Source organism: Streptomyces sp. NPDC047049 (assembly GCF_040643995.1).
Classification (GTDB): Bacteria; Actinomycetota; Actinomycetes; order Streptomycetales; family Streptomycetaceae; genus Streptomyces; species Streptomyces mooreae.
On the sequence record NZ_JBEYVM010000003.1, the window covers coordinates 674,360 to 699,235 of the forward strand.

Consider the following 24,876-nt stretch of genomic DNA (forward strand, 5'->3'; position numbering starts at 1 on the left):
CGGCTTGCGGTCCGGACGAAGCCCCGGGGACCAGCACAAGCATGACGGCGGCCCGAGTTGGGCCGTAAGCGGAAACCCCCTGGGGGACAGACCCCCGGACACCCGCAAGTAACTTCGGGCCCAACAAGGAGAGCAGGGAACCCAGATGGCGGAGCTCACGATCCGGCCGGAGGAGATCCGGGACGCGCTGGAGAACTTCGTCCAGGCGTACAAGCCGGACGCGGCCTCGCGCGAGGAGGTCGGCACGGTAAGCGAGGCCGGAGACGGCATCGCGAAGGTCGAGGGCCTTCCCTCGGCAATGGCGAACGAGCTGCTGAAGTTCGAGGACGGCACGCTCGGTCTTGCGCTGAACCTGGAAGAGCGCGAGATCGGTGCGGTGGTCCTCGGTGAGTTCAGCGGCATCGAGGAGGGCCAGCCGGTGCAGCGCACCGGTGAGGTGCTCTCGGTCGCCGTGGGCGAGGGCTACCTCGGCCGCGTCGTCGACCCGCTGGGCAACCCGATCGACGGCCTCGGCGAGATCGAGTCCGAGGGCCGCCGCGCCCTGGAGCTGCAGGCTCCGGGCGTCATGGTCCGTAAGTCGGTCCACGAGCCCATGGAGACCGGCTACAAGGCCGTCGACTCCATGGTGCCGATCGGCCGTGGCCAGCGTCAGCTGATCATTGGCGACCGCCAGACCGGCAAGACCGCCCTGGCCGTCGACACGATCATCAACCAGCGCGACAACTGGCGCTCGGGCGACCCGAAGAAGCAGGTCCGCTGCATCTACGTCGCCGTCGGCCAGAAGGGCTCCACCATCGCGTCCGTGCGCGGCGCGCTGGAGGAGGCCGGTGCCCTGGAGTACACCACCATCGTCGCCGCCCCGGCGTCCGACCCGGCGGGCTTCAAGTACCTGGCGCCCTACACCGGCTCGGCCATCGGCCAGCACTGGATGTACCAGGGCAAGCACGTCCTGATCATCTTCGACGACCTCTCGAAGCAGGCCGACGCCTACCGCGCCGTGTCCCTGCTGCTGCGCCGTCCGCCGGGCCGTGAGGCCTACCCGGGCGACGTCTTCTACCTGCACTCGCGTCTGCTGGAGCGCTGCGCCAAGCTCTCCGACGAGATGGGCGCCGGCTCGATGACCGGTCTCCCGATCGTCGAGACCAAGGCGAACGACGTGTCGGCGTTCATTCCGACCAACGTCATCTCCATCACCGACGGCCAGTGCTTCCTGGAGTCGGACCTGTTCAACGCGGGCCAGCGCCCGGCGCTGAACGTCGGTATCTCCGTCTCCCGTGTCGGTGGCTCCGCCCAGCACAAGGCCATGAAGCAGGTCTCCGGGCGACTCCGCGTGGACCTCGCCCAGTACCGCGAGCTGGAGGCGTTCGCCGCCTTCGGTTCCGACCTGGACGCGGCCTCCAAGGCGCAGCTGGAGCGCGGTAAGCGGATGACCGAGCTGCTCAAGCAGGGTCAGTACGCCCCGTACGCCACCGAGGACCAGGTCATCTCCATCTGGGCCGGCACCAACGGCAAGATGGACGACGTCCCGGTGGAGGACATCCGCCGCTTCGAGCGGGAGCTCCTCGACCACCTGCACCGGGAGAAGAAGGACCTCCTGACCAGCATCGTCGAGGGCGGCAAGATGTCCGATGACACCATCGGTGCGATCGCCGAGGCCGTCGACGGCTTCAAGCGGCAGTTCGAGACCTCGGACGGCAAGCTGCTCGGCGAGGACGCCCCGGCCGGCACCAGCAAGTGACGACGGAAGGGACCTGATCCATGGGAGCCAAGCTCCGGGTCTACAAGCGTCGCATCCGCTCCGTCACCGCGACCAAGAAGATCACCAAGGCGATGGAGATGATCGCCGCCTCGCGCGTCGTCAAGGCGCAGCGCCAGGTGGCGGCGTCGACGCCGTACGCGAGTGAACTGACCCGCGCGGTGACAGCGGTTGCCACGGGCTCGAACACCCAGCACCCGCTGACGACGGAGGTGGAGCGTCCCTCGCGGGCCGCGCTGCTGCTCATCACGAGCGACCGTGGTCTGGCCGGCGGCTACTCCTCCAACGTCCTCAAGGCCGGCGAGCAGCTCACCGAGCGGCTCAAGGCCGAGGGCAAGGAGGTCGACGCCTACATCGTCGGGCGCAAGGGCGTGTCGTACTACAGCTTCCGCGAGCGCAAGGTCGTGGAGTCGTGGACCGGCTTCACCGACAACCCGACGTACGCGGACGCCAAGGCGATCGCCGCACCGCTGATCGACGCTGTCCAGCAGGACACGGCCGAGGGCGGCGTGGACGAACTCCACATCGTCTTCACCGAGTTCATCTCGATGATGACGCAGACGGCGCTCGACGACCGGCTGCTGCCGCTCAGCCTCGACAAGGCGGTGGCGGAGTCGGAGGAGTCGGCCAAGGGCGAGATCCTTCCGCTGTTCGAGTTCGAGCCGTCGGCCGAGGACGTCCTCGACGCCCTGCTTCCGCGGTACGTCGAGTCGCGGATCTACAACGCGCTTCTGCAGGCCGCCGCCTCCAAGCACGCCGCCACGCGTCGTGCGATGAAGTCGGCGACCGACAACGCGGAAGAGCTCATCAAGTCGCTCTCGCGGCTTGCCAACGCGGCCCGACAGGCCGAAATCACCCAGGAAATCAGCGAGATCGTCGGTGGCGCCAGTGCTCTGGCCGACGCGACCGCGGGGAGTGACTGACCACTATGACCACCACTGTTGAAACGGCCACGGCAACGGGCCGCGTCGCCCGGGTCATCGGCCCGGTCGTCGACGTGGAGTTCCCCGTCGACGCGATGCCGGACATCTACAACGCGCTGACCGTCGAGGTCGCCGACCCGGCCGAGCAGGGCAAGCTCAAGACCCTGACCCTCGAGGTCGCCCAGCACCTGGGCGAGGGCCTGGTCCGCGCGATCTCCATGCAGCCCACCGACGGCCTGGTCCGCCAGGCCACGGTGACCAACACCGGCACCGGGATCACCGTCCCCGTCGGCGACATCACCAAGGGCAAGGTGTTCAACACCCTCGGTGAGATCCTGAACAAGCCGGAGGCGGCGTCCGAGGTCACCGAGCGCTGGGCGATCCACCGCAAGGCGCCGACCTTCGACCAGCTCGAGTCCAAGACCGAGATGTTCGAGACCGGCGTCAAGGTCATCGACCTGCTGACCCCGTACGTCAAGGGCGGCAAGATCGGTCTGTTCGGTGGTGCCGGTGTCGGCAAGACCGTGCTGATCCAGGAAATGATCTACCGCGTGGCCAACAACCACGACGGTGTGTCGGTGTTCGCCGGTGTCGGCGAGCGCACCCGTGAGGGCAACGACCTCATCGAGGAAATGACGGACTCCGGCGTCATCGACAAGACCGCGCTGGTCTTCGGTCAGATGGACGAGCCCCCGGGCACCCGTCTGCGCGTCGCCCTGGCCGGTCTGACCATGGCGGAGTACTTCCGCGATGTGCAGAAGCAGGACGTGCTCTTCTTCATCGACAACATCTTCCGCTACACCCAGGCGGGTTCCGAGGTCTCCACGCTGCTCGGCCGTATGCCGTCCGCGGTGGGTTACCAGCCGAACCTGGCGGACGAGATGGGTCTGCTGCAGGAGCGCATCACCTCGACCCGTGGTCACTCGATCACCTCGATGCAGGCGATCTACGTCCCCGCGGACGACCTGACCGACCCGGCGCCGGCGACCACGTTCGCCCACCTGGACGCGACCACCGTTCTGTCGCGCCCGATCTCGGAGAAGGGCATCTACCCGGCGGTCGACCCGCTGGACTCGACGTCCCGGATCCTGGACCCCCGCTACATCTCGCAGGACCACTACGACTGCGCCTCGCGCGTCAAGACGATCCTGCAGAAGTACAAGGACCTCCAGGACATCATCGCGATTCTGGGTATCGACGAGCTCGGCGAGGAGGACAAGCTCACCGTCCACCGTGCCCGTCGTATCGAGCGGTTCCTGTCGCAGAACACCCACGTGGCGAAGCAGTTCACCGGTGTCGACGGCTCGGACGTCTCGCTCGACGAGTCGATCACCGCGTTCAACGCGATCGCGGACGGTGACTACGACCACTTCCCCGAGCAGGCGTTCTTCATGTGCGGTGGCATCGAGGACCTGAAGGCCAATGCCAAGGAGCTGGGCGTCTCCTGACCCCGGCACCGGTCCCGGGGGCGGCCCTGGCCGCCCCCGGCCCGTACGACCACTAGTATTTGACCCAACATCTGCCGAGCCAGGCAGGTGGAGACCCGAGGAGCCATCGTGGCTGAGCTGCACGTCGAGTTGGTCGCCGCGGACCGTCAGGTCTGGTCCGGCGAGGCCAGCCTGGTCGTCGCGCGCACCTCGTCGGGCGACATCGGCGTCATGCCCGGACACCAGCCGCTGCTCGGCGTGCTGCAGTCGGGCCCGGTGACGATTCGTACGACCGGCGAGAGCGGGGACGGCACCGTCGTCGCCGCGGTGCACGGCGGCTTCATTTCGTTCGCCGACAACAAGCTGTCTCTGCTCGCGGAGATCGCGGAACTGTCGGACGAGATCGATGTCCAGCGCGCGGAGCGGGCCCTGGAGCGAGCGAAGTCGGACGCTGACGCGGCCGCCGAGCGTCGCGCCGATGTCCGGCTGCGTGCGGTGACGGGCGTTCACTGAGCCCCGTCGCCGACGAGATCGATCCTCAGCCGCGGGCTGCCCGGAGTTGTCCGGAGCGGCCCGCGGCTGAGGCAATGCAGATGCGTTACTCTCCTCCACGCCCGACCGGCGCGGGGGAACCCCCATCGAGGCGAGGAGGTCGGTCGAGATGGTCCTCGCTCTGCTTGTGAGCGGCGTGGTCGTGGTCCTGGTGCTGCTGGGGCTGTTCGTCTTCGGACTGAGGCGACGGCTGATCCAGCGGTCCGGTGGCACCTTCGACTGCAGTCTGCGCTGGCATGTGCCGGAGAACGAGACCGGTGGCAAGGGCTGGATCTACGGTGTGTCGCGCTACAACGGCGACCGGGTCGAATGGTTCCGGGTGTTCTCGTACGCGCCCCGGCCGCGCCGCCTCCTGGAGCGCTCCGCCATCGAGGTCCTGGAGCGCCGCACCCCGCAGGGTGAGGAAGAGCTGGCGCTGCTCTCCGACTCCATCGTGCTCGCCTGCCGGCACCGCGGCACCCGCCTGGAACTGGCGATGAGCGAGGACGCGCTCACCGGTTTCCTGGCCTGGCTGGAGGCGGCACCGCCTGGCCAGCGAGTCAATGTGGCTTAGAAAATAGCGCCTCGCTGGATGGGGTGCCCCCGGACGAAGTCTGGGGGAGGGTGAACGTGGCCTGATCTGGGCGGCCTGGGGAATATCCTCGGTCGCTGCCGGATTGTGGCCCCGCAAGGGGGCCGTGCGTCCCCTACGGGATGCGTTCGGCCGCCCCCTACGGCGTCCGCCGCCGCGGCCTTGTGCGGGCCGCCGCCGCGCCGCCCCTCGGCCCGTTGCCACCTCTCCGGGGCCCGCCGCGCCACCCCGGCGGCTTGTCTGCCCCCTCCCGGGCCCGCCCCGCCCCCTACGGCCCGTCCACCCCCAACTCCTGTGCCAGTACGGCCGCTTGCACCCGGCTGCGCAGGTCCAGCTTTGCCAGCAGGCGGCTGACATGTGTCTTCACGGTGGCCTCCGCCATGGCCAGCCGCAGCGCGATATCGGCGTTCGAGAGCCCCCGCCCCAGGCACCCCAGCACTTCCCGCTCGCGCGGCGTCAGCGGGTCCAGGACTGCCGGATCCGGTGTCTCGCCGTCCCGCGCAGGCCGCCGGAGGGCCGTACGCGGACTGGCGAACTCCGCGATCAGCCGCCGGGTCACCGCCGGAGCGATCAGCCCCTCGCCGGACGCCACGGTGCGCACCGCGGTCAGCAGCGCGGCCGCGTCGCTGTCCTTGAGGAGAAAGCCCGCCGCCCCCGCCCGTAGCGCCCCGAAGACGTATTCGTCCAGGTCGAAGGTGGTCAGTATCAGCACGTCCGCCAGCTTTTCGGCGACCACCTGCCGGGTGGCGGAGACCCCGTCGAGGCGGGGCATCTGGATGTCCATGAGGACGAGGGCGGGGCGCAGATCGCGGGCGAGCCGTACCGCCTCCTCGCCGTCCTCGGCCTCCCCGACCACCTCGATGTCGGGGGCGGAGCGCAGGATGAGGACCAGCCCGGCCCGTACGGCGGACTGGTCCTCGGCGACGAGAACCCGGATCGGCTGCGCGTCGGCGCCTGTCATCGTTGTTCTTCCTCCTCGGCGGCGGGCAGCGCTGCCCGCACCAGCCAGACTCTGCCGGCCGGCCCGCTCTCCGGGCCGGCCTCGAATGCTCCGCCCAGCAGGGCGGCCCGCTCGCGCATCCCGACCAGACCGCTGCCGGAACCGGGCGCACGGGGGCCGGGGCGGTCGGCGTACGGGCTGCGGACGGCGACGGTGAGCACCCCGCCGCGGTCATGGGCGAGGCGCACCCGCACCTCCCCGGGCGCGGCGTGCTTGAGCGCGTTGGTCAGCGACTCCTGGACGATGCGGTAGGCGGCCAGGGCGACCGGCGCCGTCGGCTTCGGTCCGGCTCCGGGCCCCTCCGGGCTCCGGGCGTCCTCCAGCGCAAAGGTGAGTCCGCTGCTGCCGCCGCTCGTACGGGCCTGGTCGATCAGCGCGTCCAGCCCGTCGAGCGTGGGGGTCGCCGCGGGCTCCTCGTCCCCGTCGGCCGTCTTGGGGTCCCGCAACAGCCCGATCAGACGGCGCATTTCGGCCAGACCTTGCACGCTGTTCTCACGGATCACCCCGAGCGCTTCGCGGGTCGCCGTCGGGTCGTCGATGGACTGCGCGGCGGTGGAGTGGATGGCGATGGCGGACAGATGGTTGGCGACCATGTCGTGCAGCTCGCGTGCCATCCGGGCCCGCTCGCCGACCACGGCCTGCGTCCGGTCGATCTCGGCCAGCAGCGCGATCTGCTCGGCCCGCAGCTGTGCGGCCTGCGCGGCGTCGCGGTGGTGACGGATGAGGAAGCCGGTCCAGGCCGGGGCGATGGTGATCAGCGCGATGCTGATGATGACCATCACGACCTGCGGGTCCTGCCAGGCCGCGGTCAGTGCGATGGCCGCCAGGACGGTGACCAGGACGGAGTGCGGCGGGATCCGCCGGGCCGCGTTCGCCGGTCCGTAGAGGACCGCCGCATAGACCACGTCCGTGAACATCAGGACGGTGGCGACCAGGGTGCCGGCAGCGATGTCCAGCGCCAGCGCCGGCACCGCGAGGGCCAGCGCCGCCATCGGGGCCGTGCGGCGCATCAGCGCCGCCACCGACATCACGGTGAGCGCGACCAGGGTGAGCGAGGGGGACAGCCCCAGGCGCGAGGGCCCGCCGTGCAGATTCATCGCCCAGAGCAGCAGCCCGCCGAGCAGCCCGCCGCCCGCGATGAGCACATCGAGACGGTGCGGCCGGCCGGGCGCGGCGGGGGATCTGGCGGTCACCCCTCCATCAAACACGGCGCCGGGGCCCGCTGCCTCCATGTCCGGGGCATCCCCGAAGGCCGTGCGCTACATCGAAAGATGCAGTCCGGATCATCGCGCGCGACGACGTGGCGGGCGGCGGCCGCTGGAAGGCTTGAGGTGTTCGGTGGAGAGCCCTGAAAGGAGACAGCCGTGATCGTCGCGCTGATCATCGCCTGCGAGGTCGGCTTCTGGGTGCTGCTGGCCCTCGGCCTGGCGCTGCGTTACCTGGCCAAGATGCCGCGGACCGGGGCGGCGGTGCTCCTGATGGAGCCGCTGCTGGAGCTGGTCCTGCTGATCGTCACGGCGATCGACCTGAAGAACGGCGCGCCGGCGGACTGGAAGCACGGCCTGGCCGCCGTGTACATCGGCTTCACGGTCGCCTACGGCCACTACACGATCAAGTGGGTCGACCGGCACGTCGCGTACCGCTTCGCCGGCGGACCGCGGCCGGTGAAGCGGTACGGACTCGACTACGCCAAGCACGAGGGGAAGCTGTTGTTGCGCACGGTGCTGATGGCCGTGGTCGCGTGCGGGCTGCTGCAGGCCGCGATCGGGTACGTCGGTGGTGGGGGTGACACGACCTCGCTGCACGAGTGGCAGGGCACCTCGCTGAAGATCGTCAGCATCCACGCGGTGATCGCGCTGACCTACCTCATCTGGCAGAAGAAAGACCCGCGCGGCCGGACCGAGGTCCCCGGGGAGGCGCCTCGGCCGCAGCAGAAGACGCTGCGCTAGGAGGCGTCCGGGCCGGTAGCCGGTGGCCGCTCAGCGCTCTCCGCCGGGCACCCACAGCACGTCCCCGACCTCCTTGTTGGCCGTACGGGCCAGGATGAACAGGAGGTCGGAGAGGCGGTTGAGGTAGGTGGCCGTCAGCGGGTTCATGGTCTCGCCGTGCTCCTCGAAGGCGGCCCAGGTCGCGCGCTCCGCGCGGCGGACGACCGTGCACGCCTGGTGCAGCAGCGCGGCGCCGGCCGTACCGCCGGGAAGGATGAAGCTGCGCAGCTTCTCCAGCTCCGCCAGGAAGCGGTCGCAGTCCGCCTCCAGCTTGTCGATATAGCTCTGCTCGACGCGCAGCGGCGGGAATTCCGGGTTCTCCACCACGGGTGTCGACAGGTCGGCGCCGACGTCGAACAGGTCGTTCTGCACCCGCAGCAGCACCGCCGCGACGTCCTCGGGGAGCGAGCCGAGCGCCAGGGCGACGCCGATCGCCGCGTTGGCCTCGTTGGCGTCCGCGTACGCCGAGATCCGCGAATCCGTTTTGGCGGTGCGGCTCATATCGCCCAGGGCGGTGGTGCCCTTGTCGCCGGTGCGGGTGTAGATGCGCGTCAGATTCACCATGGGGCGAGCCTACGCCGCGGACCTGCGGAAGACCCGGGTGCAGTAGGTCACGGACAGGGCGGCGAAGGCGGCCGCCACCAGCACGCCGTAGAGCACGGCCGAGGAGGCGTAGGAGCCCACGAAGGCCGCGCGCACCGCGTCCACGAGATAGCGGAACGGCATGAAGTGCGACAGCACATCGAGCCACCCGGGCCCCAGCGACATCGGCAGCATCAGCCCGGACAGCAGCATCGAGGGCATGGTCACGGCGTTGATGACCGGTCCGAACTCCTGCGGTGTGCTGACCTTCAGCGCCAGCGCGTACGACAGCGAGGCCAGCGCCACGGTCAGCACGGCGACGAACGCGAAGCCGATGAGGATGCCGGGCAGCGGTGCCCGCAGCCCCATGGCCAGCGCGGCCAGCACCAGCAGCACCGCCTGGAAGACGAACAGCGCGGCGTCCCGCAGCACCCGCCCCAGCAGCAGGGCCAGTCGGCTCACCGGAGTCACCCGCATCCGCTCCACGACCCCGTACTGCTTCTCGACGATGATGCCGAAACCACAGAACGAGGCCCCGAACAGGGCGAGTTGGAGCAGCAGGCCGGGTACCAGCACCTGCCAGGAGCTGCCGGACGAGGACAGCGGCAGATCGGTCAGCAGCGGCCCGAAGAAGAGCAGATACAGCAGCGGCATCAGCACGCCGAAGAGCATCTGGAGCTTGGAGCGCAGGGTCTGGCGGGCGTACCGGCCGAAGATCAGCGCGGTGTCGGAGAGGAGGGAGGAGAGGGAGGGCGAGGTGGACGAGGAGGGGGTCGAGGTGGACAAGGGGGGCTCCTAGAGGGCGACGGGGGCCGGGTCGTGGGGCGTGGCGCGGCGCCCGGTGAGGGCGAGGAAGGCGTCCTGCAAGGACGCGTCGGGGGAGCCGGCGTGGGCGCGCTTGAGGGCGTCCGGGGTGCCCTCCGCGACCACCACGCCCTTGTCGACGATCACCAGCCGGTCGGCCAGCGCATCGGCCTCGTCGAGGTAGTGGGTGGTCAGGAAGACGGTGGTGCCGTGTTCGGTGCGGATCCGGCGGACCAGGTCCCACAGATCGGCGCGGCTGCCCGGGTCGAGCCCGGTGGTCGGCTCGTCGAGGAACAGCACCTGGGGACGGTGGGTGAGCCCCATGGCGAGGTCGAGCCGGCGCCGCTCGCCGCCGGAGAGCGTGGCGGTCTTGCGGTCGAGCAGGTCGCCCAGCCCCAGGTCGGCGGCCAACTCCTCGGCGCGGGCCAGGGCTTCGGCCTTGCCGAGGCGGTAGAGGCGGGCCTGGGTGACCAGCTCCTCGCGCAGCGAGACATGGGGGTCGACGCCGCCGGACTGGGCGACGTAGCCGACGGCGCGGCATACGCCCGCCGGATCGCGGACGAGGTCGCAGCCGGCGACGGTCGCGGTGCCGTGGGTGGGCGCCAGCAGGGTCGTGAGCATCCGCAGGGTCGTGGTCTTCCCGGCGCCGTTGGGGCCGAGGAAGCCGAGGATCTCGCCGCGCTCGGCGGTGAGATCGATCCCGCGTACCGCGTCGACGGTGCCGCGTGGGGTGGTGAAGGTCCGGGCGAGTCCGGACGTGTGGATGACGGCCATGCCCCTAGAAAAACAGAGTGAATGAAAAATTGCAACGCCCCCAAAATTTCATGAAGCCCAAAGAAGGGTAGGGTGAGGGCATGGCAGAAGGGCTCAGGGAGCGGAAGAAGCGGCAGACCCGCCAGCACATCTCGGACGTGGCCACCGGCCTGTTCCTGGCGCGGGGCTTCGACGCGGTGACCATCGCGGAGGTCGCCGAGGCCGCGAACGTCTCCGTGAACACCGTCTACAACTACTTCCCGGCCAAGGAAGACCTCTTCTTCGACCGGAGCAAGGGCATCGTGGACCGGCTCTCGCGCTTTGTGCGCGGCCGGGCGGCCGGGGAGTCGGCGGCCGCCGCCGTGCTGCGGGAGCTGCGCGAGGAGGTCGAGGCGGTTTCGCCGCGGGTGGGCCTGATGGAGGGTTACGACCAGTTCATGCGGGTGGTGCACGGGGCGCCCACCCTCAAGGCCCGCCTCTGGTACATGCAGCAGGAGACCCACCTCAACCTGGAGGAAACGCTCCGGGAGGAGACCGGCGCCGCGGCCGACGATCCGCTGCCGGGCCTGATGGCGGGCCAGATCGGCTGGGTGCACCAGAGCCTGATGGGCTGGATCACGCAGCAGATGCTCGCCGGCCGCGAGCCCGCCGAGGTCTCCCGCGAGGCTCTGACTCTCCTCGACGAGATGGCGGAGCTGCTGGGGGAGAAGGTCCTCAACTATGCCGTACGGGCGACCGGCTGACGGCGGGCGCTCCCCCTCCGCGCGCCGCCCGGAGGTCCCGGCGGTGTGACGTCCGTCATGGATAATCGGCGCCGTGGTCCGAAGGGCCTCGTTACGGGGTGGTGGCCGGGTGACGGGCGGGCGTGACGCGCATCTCTTACCCCCCAAACGATCGCCCACGAGCGCTAACGTCACCCAGGACCGTCAAATGCACAGGGTGTGAGGGGACAGCAGTGGCAAAGAAGCTCGCCGTCATCGGGGCCGGACTCATGGGGTCCGGTATCGCGCAGGTCTCCGCCCAGGCGGGCTGGGACGTGGTTCTCCGCGATGTGACGGACGGGGCGCTGGCCCGGGGCAAGGGCGGTATCGAGGCCTCGTTCGAGAAGTTCGCCGCCAAGGGCAAGCTGTCGGCGGCCGACGCCGAGCAGGCGCTGGCCCGCATCACGACCACGACCGACCTGGAGGCCGTCGCCGACGCCGATATCGTCGTCGAGGCCGTGTTCGAGCGGATCGACGTCAAGCGCGAGATCTTCCAGTCGCTGGACAAGCTGGTCAAGGACGAGGCGGTGCTGGCCTCCAACACCTCGGCCATCCCGATCACCAAGATCGCCGCGGTCACCTCCCGTCCCGAGCGGGTCGTGGGTACGCACTTCTTCTCGCCGGTGCCGATGATGCAGCTGTGCGAGCTGGTCCGCGGCTACAAGACCAGCGACGAAACCCTGGCCACCGCCCGGGAGTTCGCCGAGTCGGTCGGCAAGACCTGCGTCGTCGTCAACCGCGATGTGGCCGGCTTCGTCACCACGCGCCTGATCTCGGCGCTGGTCGTCGAGGCCGCCAAGCTCTACGAATCGGGCGTGGCCAGTGCCGAGGACATCGACACCGCCTGCAAGTTGGGCTTCGGCCATGCGATGGGACCGCTGGCCACCGCCGACCTGACGGGCGTCGACATCCTGCTGCACGCCACCGACAACATCTACACCGAGTCCCAGGACGAAAAGTTCGCACCGCCGGAGATCATGCGGCGAATGGTCGATGCGGGCGATATCGGTCGCAAGAGTGGGCAGGGCTTCTACGAGCACTGAGGCCGCGTCAGCCCCCTCGGGCCGGCGGTGTCGCCCCGAGGGGTGAATTCGGTATCGGTTCGCTTACAGGCGGCAACTTCGCCGTATGAGAGGCAGTCAGTTCTGTAGACGTTCAGGCGTCACCACCCATGACATCGGGGAGCGCATATGCACATCAGGGGCGACCACGCCGAGCTGGTTGTCGGGGGCCGCCTCGACGTCCGCAGCGCGGCGGACGCCCGTACGGCCCTGCACGCCGCCGTCGACTCCGGTCGGGGCGACCTCGTGCTGGACCTGACCGAGCTGGATTCCTGGGACGCCACCGGCCTCGGCGTGATCATGGGCGCGCACCGCCGCGCCGGCCGGGTGGGCCGCCGGCTGGTGCTGCGCGGAGTGCCGCCCCAGATGCAGCGCCTGCTCGTCGCCACCCGGCTGCACCGCATCCTCGCCATCGAGGGCGGCATCGAAGCGGAATCGCTTCCCCGGGTGTGAGGCGGGCGGGGCGGGCCGCCCGGCGTCCCGCACAGGGCCCGGCCGGCGTCCCGCCCCCGGCCGGCGTCCCGCGCCCGGCTCCGGTGTCCGGGTCCGGAGCGCTCCCCGGGCGATCAGGATCGCGCCCGAAGCATGACGAAAACTGAAGAGCGGGGCCACGGAAATGTCGTAAACCGTGTGACACCGACCAATCCAGGAAGTTCCGGTCAGAGCCGCCCCCCGGCGGTACACCTGCCCACTCTCCGGGGCTAAGGTTCGCATCCCGCCCGTATGTCATCATCCGCGGCGGGCACCGGACCAGACGCGACGGCTGAGGACGACCTGCCGGAGCCGGGGGAGTGCGGACGGCCGGAAGCGCAGTCGGCACGCCAGATCTGGGAGCTTGCAGCATGGACCCGAACAGCCACCGGGGACCCGAGGAGTACGGCGAGCAGGGCGGCCCCGCCGAGCCGCCGGTCCCCGCGGTGGGCGGCGCACGCAGCGGCTCCGGCGGGCAGGCCCGCGTCGTCCGGCTCGTCTCGGGCCCCTACCTCGTCACCGTCAACCCCGTCGACGGCAGCGAAATAGAACCCTGCCCGCCCGGGGAGCGCCCCGAGGCCCCCAGCAGGCTCGACCCGCAGGAGCGCGCCGCGGCCGCCCGCGCCGCCGCACCCCCGGTGCCCCCGGGCGCGCCCGGGGAAGCCGGTCACGAGGGCGTGCTCGAAGAGCGCACCGAGGACACCGAACGCCTGGTCCGGCTGCTCTCCCGCGGCCGCTCGGTCCGCGTCACCGGCCCCTCCGGCTCGGGCCGCACCCGGCTGCTGGACGCCGTCGCCACCGCCTGCGCCGACCTCGCCCCCGACGGCGTCATCCGGCTCTCCGGTTACCACCGCACCGTCACCGACCTGCTGTACGCGCTGTTCGCCGCCGTGTACCGGGCCCCGCAGCACCGCCCCGACCGGCCCGAACTGCTGCGTATGATCGCCGAGATCGGTGCCATCGTGGTCCTGGACGACCTGGAGTTCGGCGGCGCCGCGCTCGACGAACTGCTCGACGCCACCCCCGAATGCGCCTTCCTGATCGCCGCCACTCCCGACGTCGCGGCGCCCAGCCCCCGCTCGCACCTCGAAGAGGTCTTCCTCAGCGGTCTCGGCCGGGCCGGCTGCGCCCGGCTGCTGGAGCGCGCCGTGGACCGGCCGCTCACCGACGACGAGGAGGCCTGGTCCGCCGACCTCTGGTTCGAGTCCGAGGGGCTGCCGCTGCGCTTCGTGCAGGCCGCCGCCCTGCTGCGGCAGCGTGACCGGATGCGGGGGGCGCCGGGTGCCCTCGACGACGGCTACGGCCTCTTCCCCGAGGAGGGGGCGGCCCACACCGGCACCGGCACCGACACCGGCACCGGCACCGCGGCCGATACCCCCACCGCCGCCACCGACGGTGACGCCGAGCCCGGCGAGCAGGCCGACGTGCCCCTGCCCTCCCTCGGCGAGGCCGCCGCGCCCGCCCCGCTGCTCGCGTCCCGGCTGGGCGACGCCGCCAGGGAGACGCTGCGCTTCGCCGTCGCGCTCGGCGGTGAGCTGCCCCACCAGGCGCATCTGCCCGCCCTCACCCAGGACACCCACGCCGACGCCGCCCTCGGCGAACTGCTGGCCTGCGGCCTGATCACCCCGGTCGGCAGCCACTACCGGCTCGCCGCCACCGTCCAGGAGCAGTTGGAGGCGGCCGGCTACGCGGAGGGCGCGGCCGCACGGGCGCACACCGCCGCTCAGCACTACGCCTGGTGGGCCGGCCACCCCTCGGTCACGCCCGAGCGGGCCGCCGCCGAATCCGATGTGGCACTGGCGGCCATGGGCGCACTGACCGGAAGCCGGGAGAGCGGGCACGCCAGCGCGGCCGTACTGCTCGCCCGCACGGCCGCCCCGGCGTTCGCCGCCGCCCTGCGGTGGAACGCGTGGGAGCGCACCCTGCGGCACGGCCAGGAAGCCGCGCGGCTGGCCGGGGAGGTCGCCGAAGAGGCCTACTTCCACCACGAGCTGGGCGTCCTGGCGCTCTGCACGGGCAGCCTGGACCGGGCGCGCGCCGAGCTGGAGGCGTCCATCGGGCTGCGCGGGGTGCTCTCCGACCGCAATGGTGCGGTGGCCGGACGGCGGGCCCTGGCCCTGGTCACCGACCGTTCGCGGGCCGATGCGGCCGCGGCGGCCACCACGGTGCTCCCGCAAGCCCTCGCCGCGGCCTCCACGGCGTCACCGGACGCACGGAAGAAGCCGGCGGCCACACCGCGCGACGGTGCCTCGACCGCCAAGCTGCGGGCGGCGCGGGCCGAGGGGACCGCGGGCACGAGCACCGCCCGGGGCGCCTCCGCGACCGCCGCCACCACGGCCGTCCCTGCCGTGGCCGGGAGCGGCACCAAGACCGGCGGCAAGGGCGCCCTGCGGGTGTTCGGCGGGGCGCGCCGCAATGTCGTGGCCGCGGGTGCCGGCGCGCTGCTGGCGGCCGTCCTCGGCACCGTCGTCACCCTCGGGGCGACCGGTGGTGACCACCCGCACGACGACAAGGTCAGCACCGAGCAGACCACGGACGACGGCGACAGCAACGACCTGCCGGCCGAGCAGCCCGCTACGGGCTCCAGCCTGCCGCCCACCGGCCCCGGCACCTCCCGGCCCGGCACCCCCGCCCGGTCGCAGAGCCCGTCGCCGTCCGCGAGCGACCCCGCCACCAGCGGTTCGCCCACCGATGCCGGCACCGGGCCGACGAGCCCGGCGGGCGACCCGACCGAGCCGACCGGGCGGCCCACCTCGCCCAGCGGCCCGCCGACCCATACGCGTCCGCCGACCGCCGACCCGACGGACCCGACGCCGACGGACGACCCGACGGATTCGTCGCCGGACCCGACGCCCAGTGACGACCCCAGCTCGGGCAAGCCCACGACCCAGAGCCCGTCGCAGTCGGCCGCCAACCCCTCCGGCAGCTCCTCCAGTGGCAGTGGCACCACGCCGTCGGACGGAACGGCCCCCTCCGGCTCCGGTACGCAGAGCGTGCCGGCCGGCTGACGGCCCGCGCCGTCCCGGCCGGCTGACGGGCGCGGCAGACAGCACGAGGGCCCGGTACGTGCGTACCGGGCCCTCGCGCTGCGCGCTTACTGTGCGGGCCGCCGCTCCCGGGGCCGCGGGGTCAGAACAGACGCAGCTTGTCGTCCTCGATGCCACGCAGCGCGTCATAGTCCAGGACGACGCAGCCGATACCGCGGTCGGTGGCCAGCACCCGCGCCTGCGGCTTGATCTCCTGGGCCGCGAAGATGCCCTTCACCGGCGCCAAGTGCGGGTCGCGGTTGAGGAGTTCGAGATAGCGGGTGAGCTGCTCGACCCCGTCGATCTCACCACGCCGCTTGATCTCGACGGCGACGGTCTGGTTGTCGGCGTCCCGGCACAAGATATCCACCGGGCCGATGGCAGTGGGGTATTCACGCCGAATCAGCGAGTATCCCTCGCCCAAGGTTTCGATCCGGTCCGCCAGCAGCTCCTGGAGGTGCGCCTCCACGCCGTCCTTGATGAGCCCCGGGTCGACGCCGAGCTCGTGCGAGGAGTCGTGCATGACCTCCTCGAGGGTGATGATCAGCTTCTCGCCCCCCTTGTTCTCGACGGTCCACACCTCCCCGTCGCCCTCCTTGAGAGTGCAGGGCGGCGACATCCAGTTGAGGGGTTTGTAGGCCCGGTCGTCCGCGTGAATGGAGACGGAGCCGTCCGCTTTCACCAGGATGAGGCGAGGGGCCGAGGGGAGATGGGCGGTGAGCCGGCCCGCGTAGTCCACGGAGCAGCGGGCGATGACGAGACGCATGGGGCGAAACGCTACTCGACCGGAGGCCCCGCACGCGATTCGCCCTGGGTCACCGGGCCTTTACGGCGGAAATCCCCGCACCCCCGACGCTCACCAATGGCCGGTTGTATGTGCAATCTCCTGGTGCGGGCCTGTTGTGCGGCATACCGTTACAGCGGGGGGTTGTGAACCGAACACGCTCCGTCGCAAAGCCCCCAGTCCCGTCCCTAGGCCCCGTCCGTCCCGGCGGGTCCGCGAGAGGAGAACCTCATGTCGCTCGACGTCTCACCGGCCCTCCTCGAACAGGCCGAGCGAGGCGAGGTCGACGAAGCCGCATTTGTCGACTGCGTCCGGACCTCCCTGCCCTACGCATGGGGGATGATCAGCTCTCTGGTGGCCCAGCTGAAGGTGGACGGCGGAGAGTTCGCCGACAATCAGACGCCGCCGCCGGACGAGCAGGCGCGCGGCCAGCTGCTGCGCGCGCTGGCGAGTGACGCCATCCGTGGTTCCCTTGAGCGCCACTTCGGTGTGCGGCTCGCCTTTCAGAACTGCCACCGTGTCGCGGTTTTCCCGCTCGACCCGGTGGTGGACGCGCGACTGGCCCGCTTCACGTCCATCCGGGGCCAGCTGCTGAACCAGTCGCCCGAACTCCGCGACTGCTGAACGACGTTGCTGCCGCTGCGCACACGGTGGTGACCCGCACCGTGCCGTGCGCCAGCGGCAGCACCACTTACAGCAGGGCGACCGCTGCCTCGTACCGCTCCGTTGTACGGCGCCCTTACACCGGCGCTTCGCAGGCAACATCACGGTTACCCGCTCACGACCTGCGCATGCCGTCCGCCGTACCGGGCCCGGTCACGCCAGCTGCGACAGCACCTCCGTGCCCAGCCGGCGGACGTTCTCCTCCGTCGCCGCAAGATCGCCGGAGCCCTCGACGAGCAGCGCGAAGCGGGTGATGCCCGTACGCTCCGAGGTCGCCGCCAGCCGGTCCGCGCACCACTGCGGCGGTCCGACGGGGTGCAGCCCGCACAGCAACTCCGTATAAGCATGCGGATCACGCATCGCGCGATAGCGGCCGTCGACCGTGACATGGGCGCCCAGGCCCTGCCGCAGCCAGCCGGGCATCGCCTTCGTCAGGGTCTCCCGCGCGGCCTCGCGGTCGTCGGCGATCTGCACCACCCCGGCCGAGACATGCGCCGCCGCGGCCACCTCGTCGCCGTCCAGCCCGGCCTCCCGCGCGGCCGTCCGCCACAGCGCGATCATCTCCGCCTTCTCCTCGTCGCCGCAGTGCATGCCCAGCAGCATCGGCAGCCCGCGCGCGGCAGCCGTGCGCACCGACGAGGGGGAGGTGCAGGCGACCACGACCGGCGGGCCCGGAGGCCCGGCGCCCGGGTCGTCCGGAGCGGTCAGCGCCTCGGCCGGACGCGGTACCACCGCCACTTCGCGGAACGTATAGCGCTCGCCCTGCGCGCCGACCCGGGGCTCCCGCAGCCAGCGCATCAGCAGATCGAGCGATTCCGGGAAGCCGTGGTCATACGCTTCGAGTCCGGAACCGAACACCTCCAGATCGACCCACGGACCGCCGCGGCCGACGCCGAGCGTGAACCGCCCGTCGGAGGTGAGATGCAGCAGCGCCGCCTGTTCACCGAGTGCCACCGGATGCTGGGTCGGCAGCACACTCACCGCCGTCCCGACGCCGATCCTGCGGGTCCGGCCCAGCAGCAGCCCGGCCAGCGTCGCCGCGTTCGGGCAGACGCCGTAGGGTACGAAGTGGTGTTCCGCCAGCCAGACATCGTCGAGTCCGGCCTCCTCCGCGACCTCCGCGGAGCGCACCGCGCGGTGCAGTGCTTCCCCCTGTCCCTGACCGGGGAATTGAGCGGCCAGGATGAAAGCCCCAACGCGCATCGCTCTCTGCCTCCTCGCAGCCGACGCGACTCCCCCTTACAGGCAACAACGTGTGACACGTGCCAAGGGCACGGCCTGACGCGAAATTTCCTGATGATCGCAGAATCCTGCCGAGCGGCGTCCACCCCTGACCGCGCCGCGTACGCTGGTGACAGCCCGTGACTCCGTACATATCCGAGGTGTTCTGTGTCCCCGCGCCGAAACCGCCAGCACGGCGGTGCGAAGCCCACCGACCGCACGGGCGGAGACCCCTACGGCCGGATGGGGGCGCCTCCCGGCAGCGGCGGCTGGGAGACCACCGAGGAGTGGCGCGGCGAGGACTGGGTCGTGCGGCCCGTCGGGGGCGGCGGCGCGGCCAAGCGCTACCGCTGCCCCGGCTGCGACCAGGAGATTCCGCCCGGGGTCCCGCACGTGGTCGCCTGGCCGCAGCACGGTGACGTCGATGACCGCCGGCACTGGCACAAGGCGTGCTGGAACGCACGGGACCGCCGGAGCGCGCGGCTCCAGCGGTCCCGTAACGCGCCCCGTTACTAGGGCGGATACTCCCTTTCAGGGCTCAGGGCGATGTCCTGGCCGCTCCTCGGCGCCCGGGGCGCCGGTGCGGCCGGACCGTCTCAGACGTCGCGCTTGTTGATGACCGCGTAGGCGGCACCGAGAGTGACGGCCGTCAGGCCCGTGACGATCCACAGGGGGTCCCAGCCGGACGGGCCGGTGTTGACGAGGTTGCTGCTGAACATCACGCCGAGCTGGCTGGGGAGCGCGTACTCCAGCAGCCAGATCTGGATGTCCTTGAGGCTTTCCGCCTGCATGAAGATCGCCAGCACCAACGGCAGCAGATAGACGCCGATCATGAGCGTGATCGCGCCCGCGGAGTGCCGCAGCAGGGCGCCGACGGCCAGCGAGAGCAGCCCGATCATGGCGACGAAGAGGCTCACCCCGACCGTGGCCTTGAACCAGTCCGCTCCGGTCGGTACGTTCTTGATCTCCAGGCCGCTGACCATGGAGTACTGCGCGAGGGCCACCACCGTCGTGGTCACCAGGGCGAGGACGAAGCTCAGGACGAAGAAGACGATCGCCTTGGCGGTCAGGATCCGGGCACGGGGCGGGCAGGCCGTGAGGGTGGTGCGGATCATTCCGGTGCCGTACTCGGAGGAGATCACCAGCACGCCCAGCGTGATCAGGGGGATCAGGCCCATCATCATCCCGAAGGTGCCGTAGCTCAGGGGTGAGTCGGGGCCGAGCGTGTCGCTGTGCCCGGCGATGACCGAGCCCGTCAGCAGGCCGATGCCCACCGTCAGGAGGATCATCACGCCCACCGTCCAGAGCGTCGACTGCACGGAGCGGATCTTTGTCCACTCGGAGAGCAGCGCATGGCCGAGGTGGGTGGGGCGCACCGGGATGGACGAGACATAGCCGCCCGGTCCGCCGGCGTAGGCCTGCTGGGGGTGCGGCTGGGCGGGAGGCTGCGGGGCCTGACCCTGGGCCTGGGCCGGAGCCTGACCTTGGGCCTGGGCCGGAGCCTGGGCCTGGAGCATCATCGTGCCCGCGTCCTTGCCCGGTCCGTGCGCGGCGAGCGGCTGCGGTACGGGCGGCTGCTGGGCCTGCTGGGCCTGCTGGGGCTGCGGAGCCTGCTGGGCCTGGAGGGTCATGGTGCCCGCCTCTTGGGCGGGTGCGGGCTGCCCCGGAGCCTGTTGGGCCTGGAGCATCATCGTGCCCGCTTCCTTGGCGGGTGCGGGCTGCCCGGGGGGCTGCTGGGCCTGGAGCATCATCGTGCCGGCCTCCTTGGCGGGCGCGTGCTGCTGCGGCGCCGGCTGCTGCGCGGGCTGCTCCGGACCGGCCGGCTGCCCCTGGGGCGGGGTGCCCTGCTGCGGTGCGGCGCCCTGCGGGGTGGCGGGCGGCATCGGGGGCGCGGCCGGCATCGGCTGCTGCTGCGCGCCGGTGTCGTGGGGTCCGCGCTCAGGCTGCGGCTGCTGAGGGCTGGTCATCGGGCGTCCTCGTGGTGCGGCGTGGGCTGGTCGGCGGGGGCGGCGGGCGGCATCGGCGCGGCGGGCTGCTGCCCGTACGGGTGGGGTGCGCCGTAGGACTCGGGTCCCCCGTACGGGTGACCTTGCGCCTGCGCCGGCGGCGGATAGCCCGGCCCCGGAGCCGCCCCGGCCGCCTGCTGGGCGTACGGATCCTGCTGGGTGTACGGGTTCGGCTGCCCCTGGCCGGGAACTCCGGCCGGTGCCTGGCCGGGCTGCCCGGCCGCGTATCCGGGTCCGCCCGCGAACCCCTGCGGTGCGGCGCCCTGCGGGCCGTACCCGGCCGGGGCACCCTGCAGACCGGCCCGCTGGTCGTGTGTCGAGCGGTAGTCCACGGCGCCCTGCGTCAGCTGCATATACGCCTCTTCCAGCGACGCCTGGTGCGGCGACAGCTCCCACAGCCGGACCTCGGCCCGGTGCGCGACATCGCTGATACGGGGGAGCGGCAGCCCGGTCACCCGCAGCGCGCCGTCCGGCTCGGGCACGGCCTGCCCGCCGGCCTCACCGATCGCGGCGATCAGCTTCTCGCGCTGCTCCGGCTCGGTGTCCGGCGTACGCACCTTGGCGAAATCGGCGGAGTTGGCCGAGATGAAGTCCTTGACCGGCATGTCCGCCATCAGCTGTCCACGGCCGATCACGATCAAGTGCTCGGCGGTCAGCGCCATTTCGCTCATCAGGTGCGAGGAGACGAAGACCGTACGGCCCTCGGACGCCAGCTGCTTCATCAGATTGCGCACCCACAGGATGCCCTCGGGGTCGAGGCCGTTGACCGGCTCGTCGAAGAGCAGCACCTGCGGATCGCCGAGCAGCGCCGCGGCGATGCCCAGCCGCTGGCCCATACCGAGCGAGAAACCCTTGGAACGCCGCCCCGCGACGTCCTGCAGACCGACCACCCCCAGCACCTCGTCGACCCGGCGGGCGGGAATACCGGACAGCTGGGCGAGCGAGAGCAGGTGCTGGCGCGCGCTGCGGCCGCCGTGCACGGCCTTGGCGTCGAGCAGCGCGCCCACCTGGCGCGGAGCGTTGGGGAGGCTGCGGAAGGGCCGGCCGGCGATGGTGGCCTGCCCCGAGGTCGGTGCGTCCAGGCCCAGAATCATGCGCATGGTGGTCGACTTACCGGAGCCGTTGGGCCCCAGGAAGCCGGTCACCGTGCCCGGCCTTACCTGGAACGACAGGTTGTACACGGCCGTCTTGGCGCCGTAGCGCTTCGTCAGGCCGACTGCCTCGATCAATTCTCCGCCCCTCGCGAGATGGTCGGGGCAGAGGCGCCCTCGTGCCCCCGTGAGGGTTAGGAGGCTATCCGGCCGTTGACGGTTCCCGTCAATTCCTCATGTCCCCGACTGCCCTGCGGAGCTCCGGATTTGGCGTCTCGCGGCTCGGCGGCTGGTCGGCTTCGGGGCTCGGCGGCTGCGCGCTCCCGCCATGGCGGCTGCGGACGGGGAGGGACGCCGGGGCGCGCCCGCGCTGCTCAGGACGGACGGGACGGAACGGAATGGAACGCGGAATCCGTTATGCGTCGCGCTTTTTCAGAAGGACGAATCCGCCGACGAGTGCCGCGGCCGTCCAGGCGATCATGATTCCCAGCCCGCCCCACGGGCCGTACGGCACATCGCTGTTGGCGGGCGTCACCACTTGCATGATCTTTGAACCCGCCTGGTCCGGCAGAAAGCGGCCGATTTTCCGGGTCGCCGTGACATTTCCGAGGATATTGGAAATGAGGAAGAAGAACGGCATCAGAATGCCCAGCGAAAGCATCGGGCTGCGCAGCATGGTGGCCACCGCCATCGAGAACAGCGCGATCAGCGTCATATAGAGCCCGCCGCCGATCACCGCGCGCAGCACGCCCGGATCCCCGATGTGCGCCCGGAGATCGCCCAGCACCGACTGCCCCGCGAAGAACGTCACAAAGCTGGTCGCCAGGCCGACGACGAAGACCAGCGCGGTGGCCACCAGCAGCTTGCAGAACAGGAAGGTGCCGCGCTGCGGTACGGCCGCCAGCGAGGCGCGGATCATGCCGGTGCTGTACTCGTTCGACACCACCAGCACCCCGAAGACGATCATCGCCAGCTGGCCCAGCCCCATCCCGGCGAAGCTGATGTTGGTGGCATCGAACGCCAGCCGGGCCCTGGCCGGCATCGAGTTGAAGTCGCTGCTGGTCAGGCTGCAGATCACCACACCCAGCCCCACGGTGACCACGACGGCGATGCCCAGCGTCCACACCGTGGACCGCACCGACCTGATCTTGGTCCATTCCGACCGAATGACCTGCCCGAGCGCCGCCATCCGTCAGCTCCTCTTCTTCTTCTGCCAGTTTGCGCCCCAGCCGGTCGGCTGCGGTTCGCCCGGCCGTGCCCCGGCCGTCTGCGGCTCTCCCGGGGGCCGTGCCGCCGGCGACCACCCGCCGGCCTGCGCCGGCACCGGTTCGCCGCCGTGTGCGTGGTACTCCACCGACTCCGCCGTCAGCTGCATGAAGGCCTCCTCCAGGGACGCCTGCTGGGGGCTCAGCTCATGGAGCACCAGCTGGTGTGCGGCGGCCAGTTCGCCCAGCCGCTCCGCGGGCACCCCGTCGACCTCCAGCGAGCCGTTGGCGGCCGCCACCGCCCGCATGCCCTCGGCGTGCAGCAGATCCAGCAGCTTCTCCTGCTCCGGGGACCGCATCCGGACGTAGGACCGCGAGTTCTGGTGGATGAAGTCCTTCATCGAGGTGTCCGCCATCAGCCGGCCCTGCCCGATCACGATCAGGTGCTCGGCGGTCAGTGCCATCTCGCTCATCAGGTGCGAGGAGACGAAAACGGTGCGGCCCTGGGCGGCGAGGTTCTGCATGAGCGTGCGGATCCAGTGGATGCCCTCGGGGTCGAGGCCGTTGACCGGCTCGTCGAAGAGCAGCACCTGCGGGTCGCCCAGCAGCGCCGCGGCGATGCCCAGCCGCTGGCTCATCCCGAGCGAGAACCCCTTCGTCCGCTTCTTGGCGACGGCGCTCAGCCCCACGGTGTCCAGCACCTCGCCGACCCGCCTGCGGGGGATGCCGTTGCTCTGCGCCAGACACAGCAGATGGTGGGCGGCGCTCCGGCCGCCGTGCACCGACTTCGCCTCCAGCAGGGCACCGATGTACGTCAGTGGATCCTGCAGCTGGCGGTAGTGCCGGCCGTTGATCCGGACCGTGCCCGACGTCGGGTTGTCCAGGTCGAGCATCATCCGCATGGTCGTCGACTTGCCCGCGCCGTTGGGGCCGAGGAAGCCGGTGACGATGCCGGGCCGCACTGTGAAGGTGAGGTCGTCCACGGCGACCTTGTCGCCGTAATGCTTGGTCAGCCCCTCGAGCTCGATCATGTACAGCACGCTAGGCCCGCTCCGGGCCCCCTGCCACCGGTGCGGGGCCGCCCGGCTGACCCCCCGTACGCACCGCGCCCCCGTACCGCCACAGGAGGCGGTACGGGGGCGCGGCCCGGAACGGTGCGGAACCTGCCGGGGCACCATCCAGCGTCAGCCGGTGGAGGGCCGGCGGGCCGGCGGTCCGCCGGGTCAGCGGGTCTGCTGAGCGGGAACGCCGTGCGAGGCGGTCTCGTCCTCGCCGGGGGCGCCGGCCGCGGCCACCGCCGCACCGGTCAGCGTCGCCAGCATCTCGCGGACGTTGGTCAGCTGGGCGTTGATCGAGTCGCGGCGGTTGGTCAGCGCCGCCAGCTCGCGCTCGGATTCGCTGCGGATACGATCCGCCTTGGCATTGGCGTCCGCCACGATGTCCTCGGCCTGGCGCTGCGCGGTCTCCACCGTCTGGCGGGCCCGGCGCTCCGCGTCCGTCCGCAGCTTCTCGGCCTCCAGGCGGAGCTGTTCGGCGCGGTGCTCGATCTCCGCGAGCCGCTTCTCGGCCTTGGCCTGACGCGAGGCCAGGTCGCGCTCGGACTGCTCACGGCGCTTGGCGAGGTTGGTCTCGAAGTCCGCAGCGGCCTGCGCGGCCTTGGCGCGGGTCTCCTCGAAGAGGGAGTCCGCCTCCTCGCGCTTGGACTGCGCGTCCTTCTGCGCCTCGGCGCGCAGCGTGGCCGCCTCGCCCTTGGCCTTCTCGACGATCCGGGCGCCCTCGTCCTCCGCCTTCGCCTTCCGGTCGGTGGCGAACTGCTCGGCGTCGTTACGAACCTGCTGGGCGGCCGACTCGGCCAGCTCGCGGTGCTGCTCGGCGGCCCGACGGGCCTCTTCACGCAGATCCTTCGCTTCCTCTTCGGCGAGGCGGAGGATCTTCTCCACGCGCGCACCGAGGCCCGCGTAGGACGGTTCGGCGTCATTGACCTGCGCCTGGGCGTTCTGCGTTTCGAGGTGCAGCTCCTCGATCCGCTTTTCCAGCGACGTGATGCGGGCCAGCGCGCTGTCGCGGTCGGCGACGAGCTTCGTAATGCGGTCATCCACCTGACCGCGGTCGTACCCACGCCGCACGAGCTCGAAGCCGAAGGGGGAGGAAGTGTCGCTCATGGGGTTCCTGTCGAAGAGACCGGTGAGGTGATAAGGAGAATCCTAGGGGTCATCACGGCGTGTCATCGA

The 24,876-nt window shown here is 71.1% G+C and carries 24 protein-coding genes; 12 read left to right on the forward strand and 12 right to left on the reverse strand.

The window, feature by feature from the left end; all coding sequences use genetic code 11:
- The first annotated feature begins 145 nt into the window (after window positions 1-145).
- From atpA to ABZ851_RS10980, 5 genes are all read left to right on the forward strand, one after another.
- On the forward strand, window positions 146-1,738 hold the full coding sequence (gene atpA, locus ABZ851_RS10960; protein WP_361124770.1) for a F0F1 ATP synthase subunit alpha: 1,593 nt from the start codon (window positions 146-148) through the stop codon (window positions 1,736-1,738).
- Between the two features lie 20 nt (window positions 1,739-1,758).
- Window positions 1,759-2,679: a F0F1 ATP synthase subunit gamma gene (locus ABZ851_RS10965; protein ID WP_336050209.1), complete on the forward strand. Its 921-nt coding sequence runs from the start codon at window positions 1,759-1,761 to the stop codon at window positions 2,677-2,679.
- Between the two features lie 5 nt (window positions 2,680-2,684).
- The gene (gene atpD, locus ABZ851_RS10970) at window positions 2,685-4,127 is read left to right on the forward strand and encodes a F0F1 ATP synthase subunit beta (protein WP_088800057.1); all 1,443 of its coding nucleotides are present in this window, start codon (window positions 2,685-2,687) and stop codon (window positions 4,125-4,127) included.
- A gap of 108 nt (window positions 4,128-4,235) precedes the next feature.
- On the forward strand, window positions 4,236-4,619 hold the full coding sequence (locus tag ABZ851_RS10975) for a F0F1 ATP synthase subunit epsilon (protein WP_018087383.1): 384 nt from the start codon (window positions 4,236-4,238) through the stop codon (window positions 4,617-4,619).
- 148 nt (window positions 4,620-4,767) lie between these two features.
- Window positions 4,768-5,211: a DUF2550 domain-containing protein gene (locus ABZ851_RS10980; protein ID WP_088800059.1), complete on the forward strand. Its 444-nt coding sequence runs from the start codon at window positions 4,768-4,770 to the stop codon at window positions 5,209-5,211.
- A gap of 286 nt (window positions 5,212-5,497) precedes the next feature.
- Here the strand turns inward: ABZ851_RS10980 and ABZ851_RS10985 are convergent, their stop codons facing one another.
- Both ABZ851_RS10985 and ABZ851_RS10990 read right to left on the reverse strand, forming a co-directional pair.
- On the reverse strand, window positions 5,498-6,190 hold the full coding sequence (locus ABZ851_RS10985; protein WP_361124774.1) for a response regulator transcription factor: 693 nt from the start codon (window positions 6,188-6,190) through the stop codon (window positions 5,498-5,500).
- On the reverse strand, window positions 6,187-7,422 hold the full coding sequence (locus ABZ851_RS10990) for a histidine kinase (RefSeq protein ID WP_361124776.1): 1,236 nt from the start codon (window positions 7,420-7,422) through the stop codon (window positions 6,187-6,189). The genes ABZ851_RS10985 and ABZ851_RS10990 overlap by 4 nt, the downstream gene beginning before the upstream one ends.
- Window positions 7,423-7,593: 171 nt before the next feature.
- Here ABZ851_RS10990 and ABZ851_RS10995 point away from each other — a divergent pair, with 171 nt between their 5' ends.
- Entirely contained in the window at window positions 7,594-8,178 is a 585-nt protein-coding gene (locus ABZ851_RS10995) for a hypothetical protein (RefSeq protein ID WP_361124778.1), read from the forward strand.
- A gap of 30 nt (window positions 8,179-8,208) precedes the next feature.
- Here the strand turns inward: ABZ851_RS10995 and ABZ851_RS11000 are convergent, their stop codons facing one another.
- Genes ABZ851_RS11000 through ABZ851_RS11010 form a run of 3 tightly spaced genes read right to left on the reverse strand, consistent with a single transcriptional unit; the run spans window position 8,209 to window position 10,377 of the window.
- A complete protein-coding gene (locus ABZ851_RS11000; RefSeq protein ID WP_088800066.1) occupies window positions 8,209-8,781 on the reverse strand; it encodes a cob(I)yrinic acid a,c-diamide adenosyltransferase in 573 nt (190 codons plus the stop codon).
- A gap of 9 nt (window positions 8,782-8,790) precedes the next feature.
- Complete coding sequence (locus ABZ851_RS11005; protein WP_361124781.1) at window positions 8,791-9,585, reverse strand: ABC transporter permease; 795 nt, start codon at window positions 9,583-9,585, stop codon at window positions 8,791-8,793.
- Window positions 9,586-9,594: 9 nt separating this feature from the next.
- A complete protein-coding gene (locus tag ABZ851_RS11010; protein WP_361124783.1) occupies window positions 9,595-10,377 on the reverse strand; it encodes an ATP-binding cassette domain-containing protein in 783 nt (260 codons plus the stop codon).
- Between the two features lie 80 nt (window positions 10,378-10,457).
- Between ABZ851_RS11010 and ABZ851_RS11015 the strand changes: the two genes are divergently transcribed.
- From ABZ851_RS11015 to ABZ851_RS11030, 4 genes are all read left to right on the forward strand, one after another.
- Window positions 10,458-11,099 (forward strand): TetR/AcrR family transcriptional regulator, encoded by a 642-nt coding sequence (locus ABZ851_RS11015; protein ID WP_361124785.1) that lies wholly within the window; start codon window positions 10,458-10,460, stop codon window positions 11,097-11,099.
- Window positions 11,100-11,311: 212 nt separating this feature from the next.
- Complete coding sequence (locus tag ABZ851_RS11020) at window positions 11,312-12,160, forward strand: 3-hydroxyacyl-CoA dehydrogenase family protein (protein WP_336050218.1); 849 nt, start codon at window positions 11,312-11,314, stop codon at window positions 12,158-12,160.
- Between the two features lie 147 nt (window positions 12,161-12,307).
- The gene (locus tag ABZ851_RS11025; protein ID WP_086718276.1) at window positions 12,308-12,631 is read left to right on the forward strand and encodes an STAS domain-containing protein; all 324 of its coding nucleotides are present in this window, start codon (window positions 12,308-12,310) and stop codon (window positions 12,629-12,631) included.
- 389 nt (window positions 12,632-13,020) lie between these two features.
- On the forward strand, window positions 13,021-15,657 hold the full coding sequence (locus ABZ851_RS11030; protein WP_361124788.1) for an ATP-binding protein: 2,637 nt from the start codon (window positions 13,021-13,023) through the stop codon (window positions 15,655-15,657).
- Between the two features lie 121 nt (window positions 15,658-15,778).
- On the opposite strand, the gene nucS is transcribed toward ABZ851_RS11030, so the two are convergent.
- The gene (nucS, locus tag ABZ851_RS11035) at window positions 15,779-16,441 is read right to left on the reverse strand and encodes an endonuclease NucS (RefSeq protein WP_042148800.1); all 663 of its coding nucleotides are present in this window, start codon (window positions 16,439-16,441) and stop codon (window positions 15,779-15,781) included.
- 249 nt (window positions 16,442-16,690) lie between these two features.
- Here nucS and ABZ851_RS11040 point away from each other — a divergent pair, with 249 nt between their 5' ends.
- Window positions 16,691-17,083 carry an SCO5389 family protein gene (locus ABZ851_RS11040; RefSeq protein ID WP_361124790.1) on the forward strand — a complete coding sequence of 131 codons (393 nt, stop codon included), beginning with the start codon at window positions 16,691-16,693 and terminating at the stop codon, window positions 17,081-17,083.
- A gap of 192 nt (window positions 17,084-17,275) precedes the next feature.
- Here ABZ851_RS11040 and ABZ851_RS11045 read toward each other — a convergent pair whose 3' ends face one another.
- Window positions 17,276-18,325, reverse strand: coding sequence for an LLM class flavin-dependent oxidoreductase (locus tag ABZ851_RS11045; protein ID WP_361124792.1), 1,050 nt, complete (start codon window positions 18,323-18,325; stop codon window positions 17,276-17,278).
- A 186-nt stretch (window positions 18,326-18,511) separates the two neighbouring features.
- Here ABZ851_RS11045 and ABZ851_RS11050 point away from each other — a divergent pair, with 186 nt between their 5' ends.
- Window positions 18,512-18,859, forward strand: a complete 348-nt coding sequence (locus ABZ851_RS11050) for an ATP/GTP-binding protein (protein ID WP_336050223.1) — start codon at window positions 18,512-18,514, stop codon at window positions 18,857-18,859.
- Window positions 18,860-18,939: 80 nt separating this feature from the next.
- Here the strand turns inward: ABZ851_RS11050 and ABZ851_RS11055 are convergent, their stop codons facing one another.
- From ABZ851_RS11055 to ABZ851_RS11075, 5 genes are all read right to left on the reverse strand, one after another.
- Entirely contained in the window at window positions 18,940-20,310 is a 1,371-nt protein-coding gene (locus ABZ851_RS11055; protein WP_361124794.1) for an ABC transporter permease, read from the reverse strand.
- The gene (locus ABZ851_RS11060) at window positions 20,307-21,578 is read right to left on the reverse strand and encodes an ATP-binding cassette domain-containing protein (protein ID WP_361124796.1); all 1,272 of its coding nucleotides are present in this window, start codon (window positions 21,576-21,578) and stop codon (window positions 20,307-20,309) included. Before ABZ851_RS11060 ends, ABZ851_RS11055 begins: the two co-directional genes overlap by 4 nt.
- 277 nt (window positions 21,579-21,855) lie before the next feature.
- On the reverse strand, window positions 21,856-22,629 hold the full coding sequence (locus ABZ851_RS11065) for an ABC transporter permease (RefSeq protein WP_336050228.1): 774 nt from the start codon (window positions 22,627-22,629) through the stop codon (window positions 21,856-21,858).
- A 3-nt stretch (window positions 22,630-22,632) separates the two neighbouring features.
- Window positions 22,633-23,676 carry an ATP-binding cassette domain-containing protein gene (locus ABZ851_RS11070; RefSeq protein ID WP_361124799.1) on the reverse strand — a complete coding sequence of 348 codons (1,044 nt, stop codon included), beginning with the start codon at window positions 23,674-23,676 and terminating at the stop codon, window positions 22,633-22,635.
- Window positions 23,677-23,868: 192 nt separating this feature from the next.
- Entirely contained in the window at window positions 23,869-24,807 is a 939-nt protein-coding gene (locus ABZ851_RS11075; protein WP_088800086.1) for a cellulose-binding protein, read from the reverse strand.
- Between the last annotated feature and the right edge of the window lie 69 nt (window positions 24,808-24,876).

Bases quoted from the DNA above. Each gene is read 5' to 3' on its own strand.
- ABZ851_RS11030 (WP_361124788.1), top strand. From the start codon at position 13,021: ATGGACCCGAACAGCCACCGGGGACCCGAGGAGTACGGCGAGCAGGGC.
- ABZ851_RS11010 (WP_361124783.1), bottom strand. From the start codon at position 10,377: ATGGCCGTCATCCACACGTCCGGACTCGCCCGGACCTTCACCACCCCA.
- ABZ851_RS10965 (WP_336050209.1), top strand. From the start codon at position 1,759: ATGGGAGCCAAGCTCCGGGTCTACAAGCGTCGCATCCGCTCCGTCACC.
- atpD (WP_088800057.1), top strand. From the start codon at position 2,685: ATGACCACCACTGTTGAAACGGCCACGGCAACGGGCCGCGTCGCCCGG.
- ABZ851_RS10985 (WP_361124774.1), bottom strand. From the start codon at position 6,190: ATGACAGGCGCCGACGCGCAGCCGATCCGGGTTCTCGTCGCCGAGGAC.
- ABZ851_RS11055 (WP_361124794.1), bottom strand. From the start codon at position 20,310: ATGACCAGCCCTCAGCAGCCGCAGCCTGAGCGCGGACCCCACGACACC.
- ABZ851_RS11065 (WP_336050228.1), bottom strand. From the start codon at position 22,629: ATGGCGGCGCTCGGGCAGGTCATTCGGTCGGAATGGACCAAGATCAGG.
- ABZ851_RS11070 (WP_361124799.1), bottom strand. From the start codon at position 23,676: ATGATCGAGCTCGAGGGGCTGACCAAGCATTACGGCGACAAGGTCGCC.
- ABZ851_RS10980 (WP_088800059.1), top strand. From the start codon at position 4,768: ATGGTCCTCGCTCTGCTTGTGAGCGGCGTGGTCGTGGTCCTGGTGCTG.
- ABZ851_RS11025 (WP_086718276.1), top strand. From the start codon at position 12,308: ATGCACATCAGGGGCGACCACGCCGAGCTGGTTGTCGGGGGCCGCCTC.
- ABZ851_RS11015 (WP_361124785.1), top strand. From the start codon at position 10,458: ATGGCAGAAGGGCTCAGGGAGCGGAAGAAGCGGCAGACCCGCCAGCAC.
- atpA (WP_361124770.1), top strand. From the start codon at position 146: ATGGCGGAGCTCACGATCCGGCCGGAGGAGATCCGGGACGCGCTGGAG.
- ABZ851_RS11045 (WP_361124792.1), bottom strand. From the start codon at position 18,325: ATGCGCGTTGGGGCTTTCATCCTGGCCGCTCAATTCCCCGGTCAGGGA.
- ABZ851_RS11040 (WP_361124790.1), top strand. From the start codon at position 16,691: ATGTCGCTCGACGTCTCACCGGCCCTCCTCGAACAGGCCGAGCGAGGC.
- ABZ851_RS11075 (WP_088800086.1), bottom strand. From the start codon at position 24,807: ATGAGCGACACTTCCTCCCCCTTCGGCTTCGAGCTCGTGCGGCGTGGG.
- nucS (WP_042148800.1), bottom strand. From the start codon at position 16,441: ATGCGTCTCGTCATCGCCCGCTGCTCCGTGGACTACGCGGGCCGGCTC.
- ABZ851_RS11000 (WP_088800066.1), bottom strand. From the start codon at position 8,781: ATGGTGAATCTGACGCGCATCTACACCCGCACCGGCGACAAGGGCACC.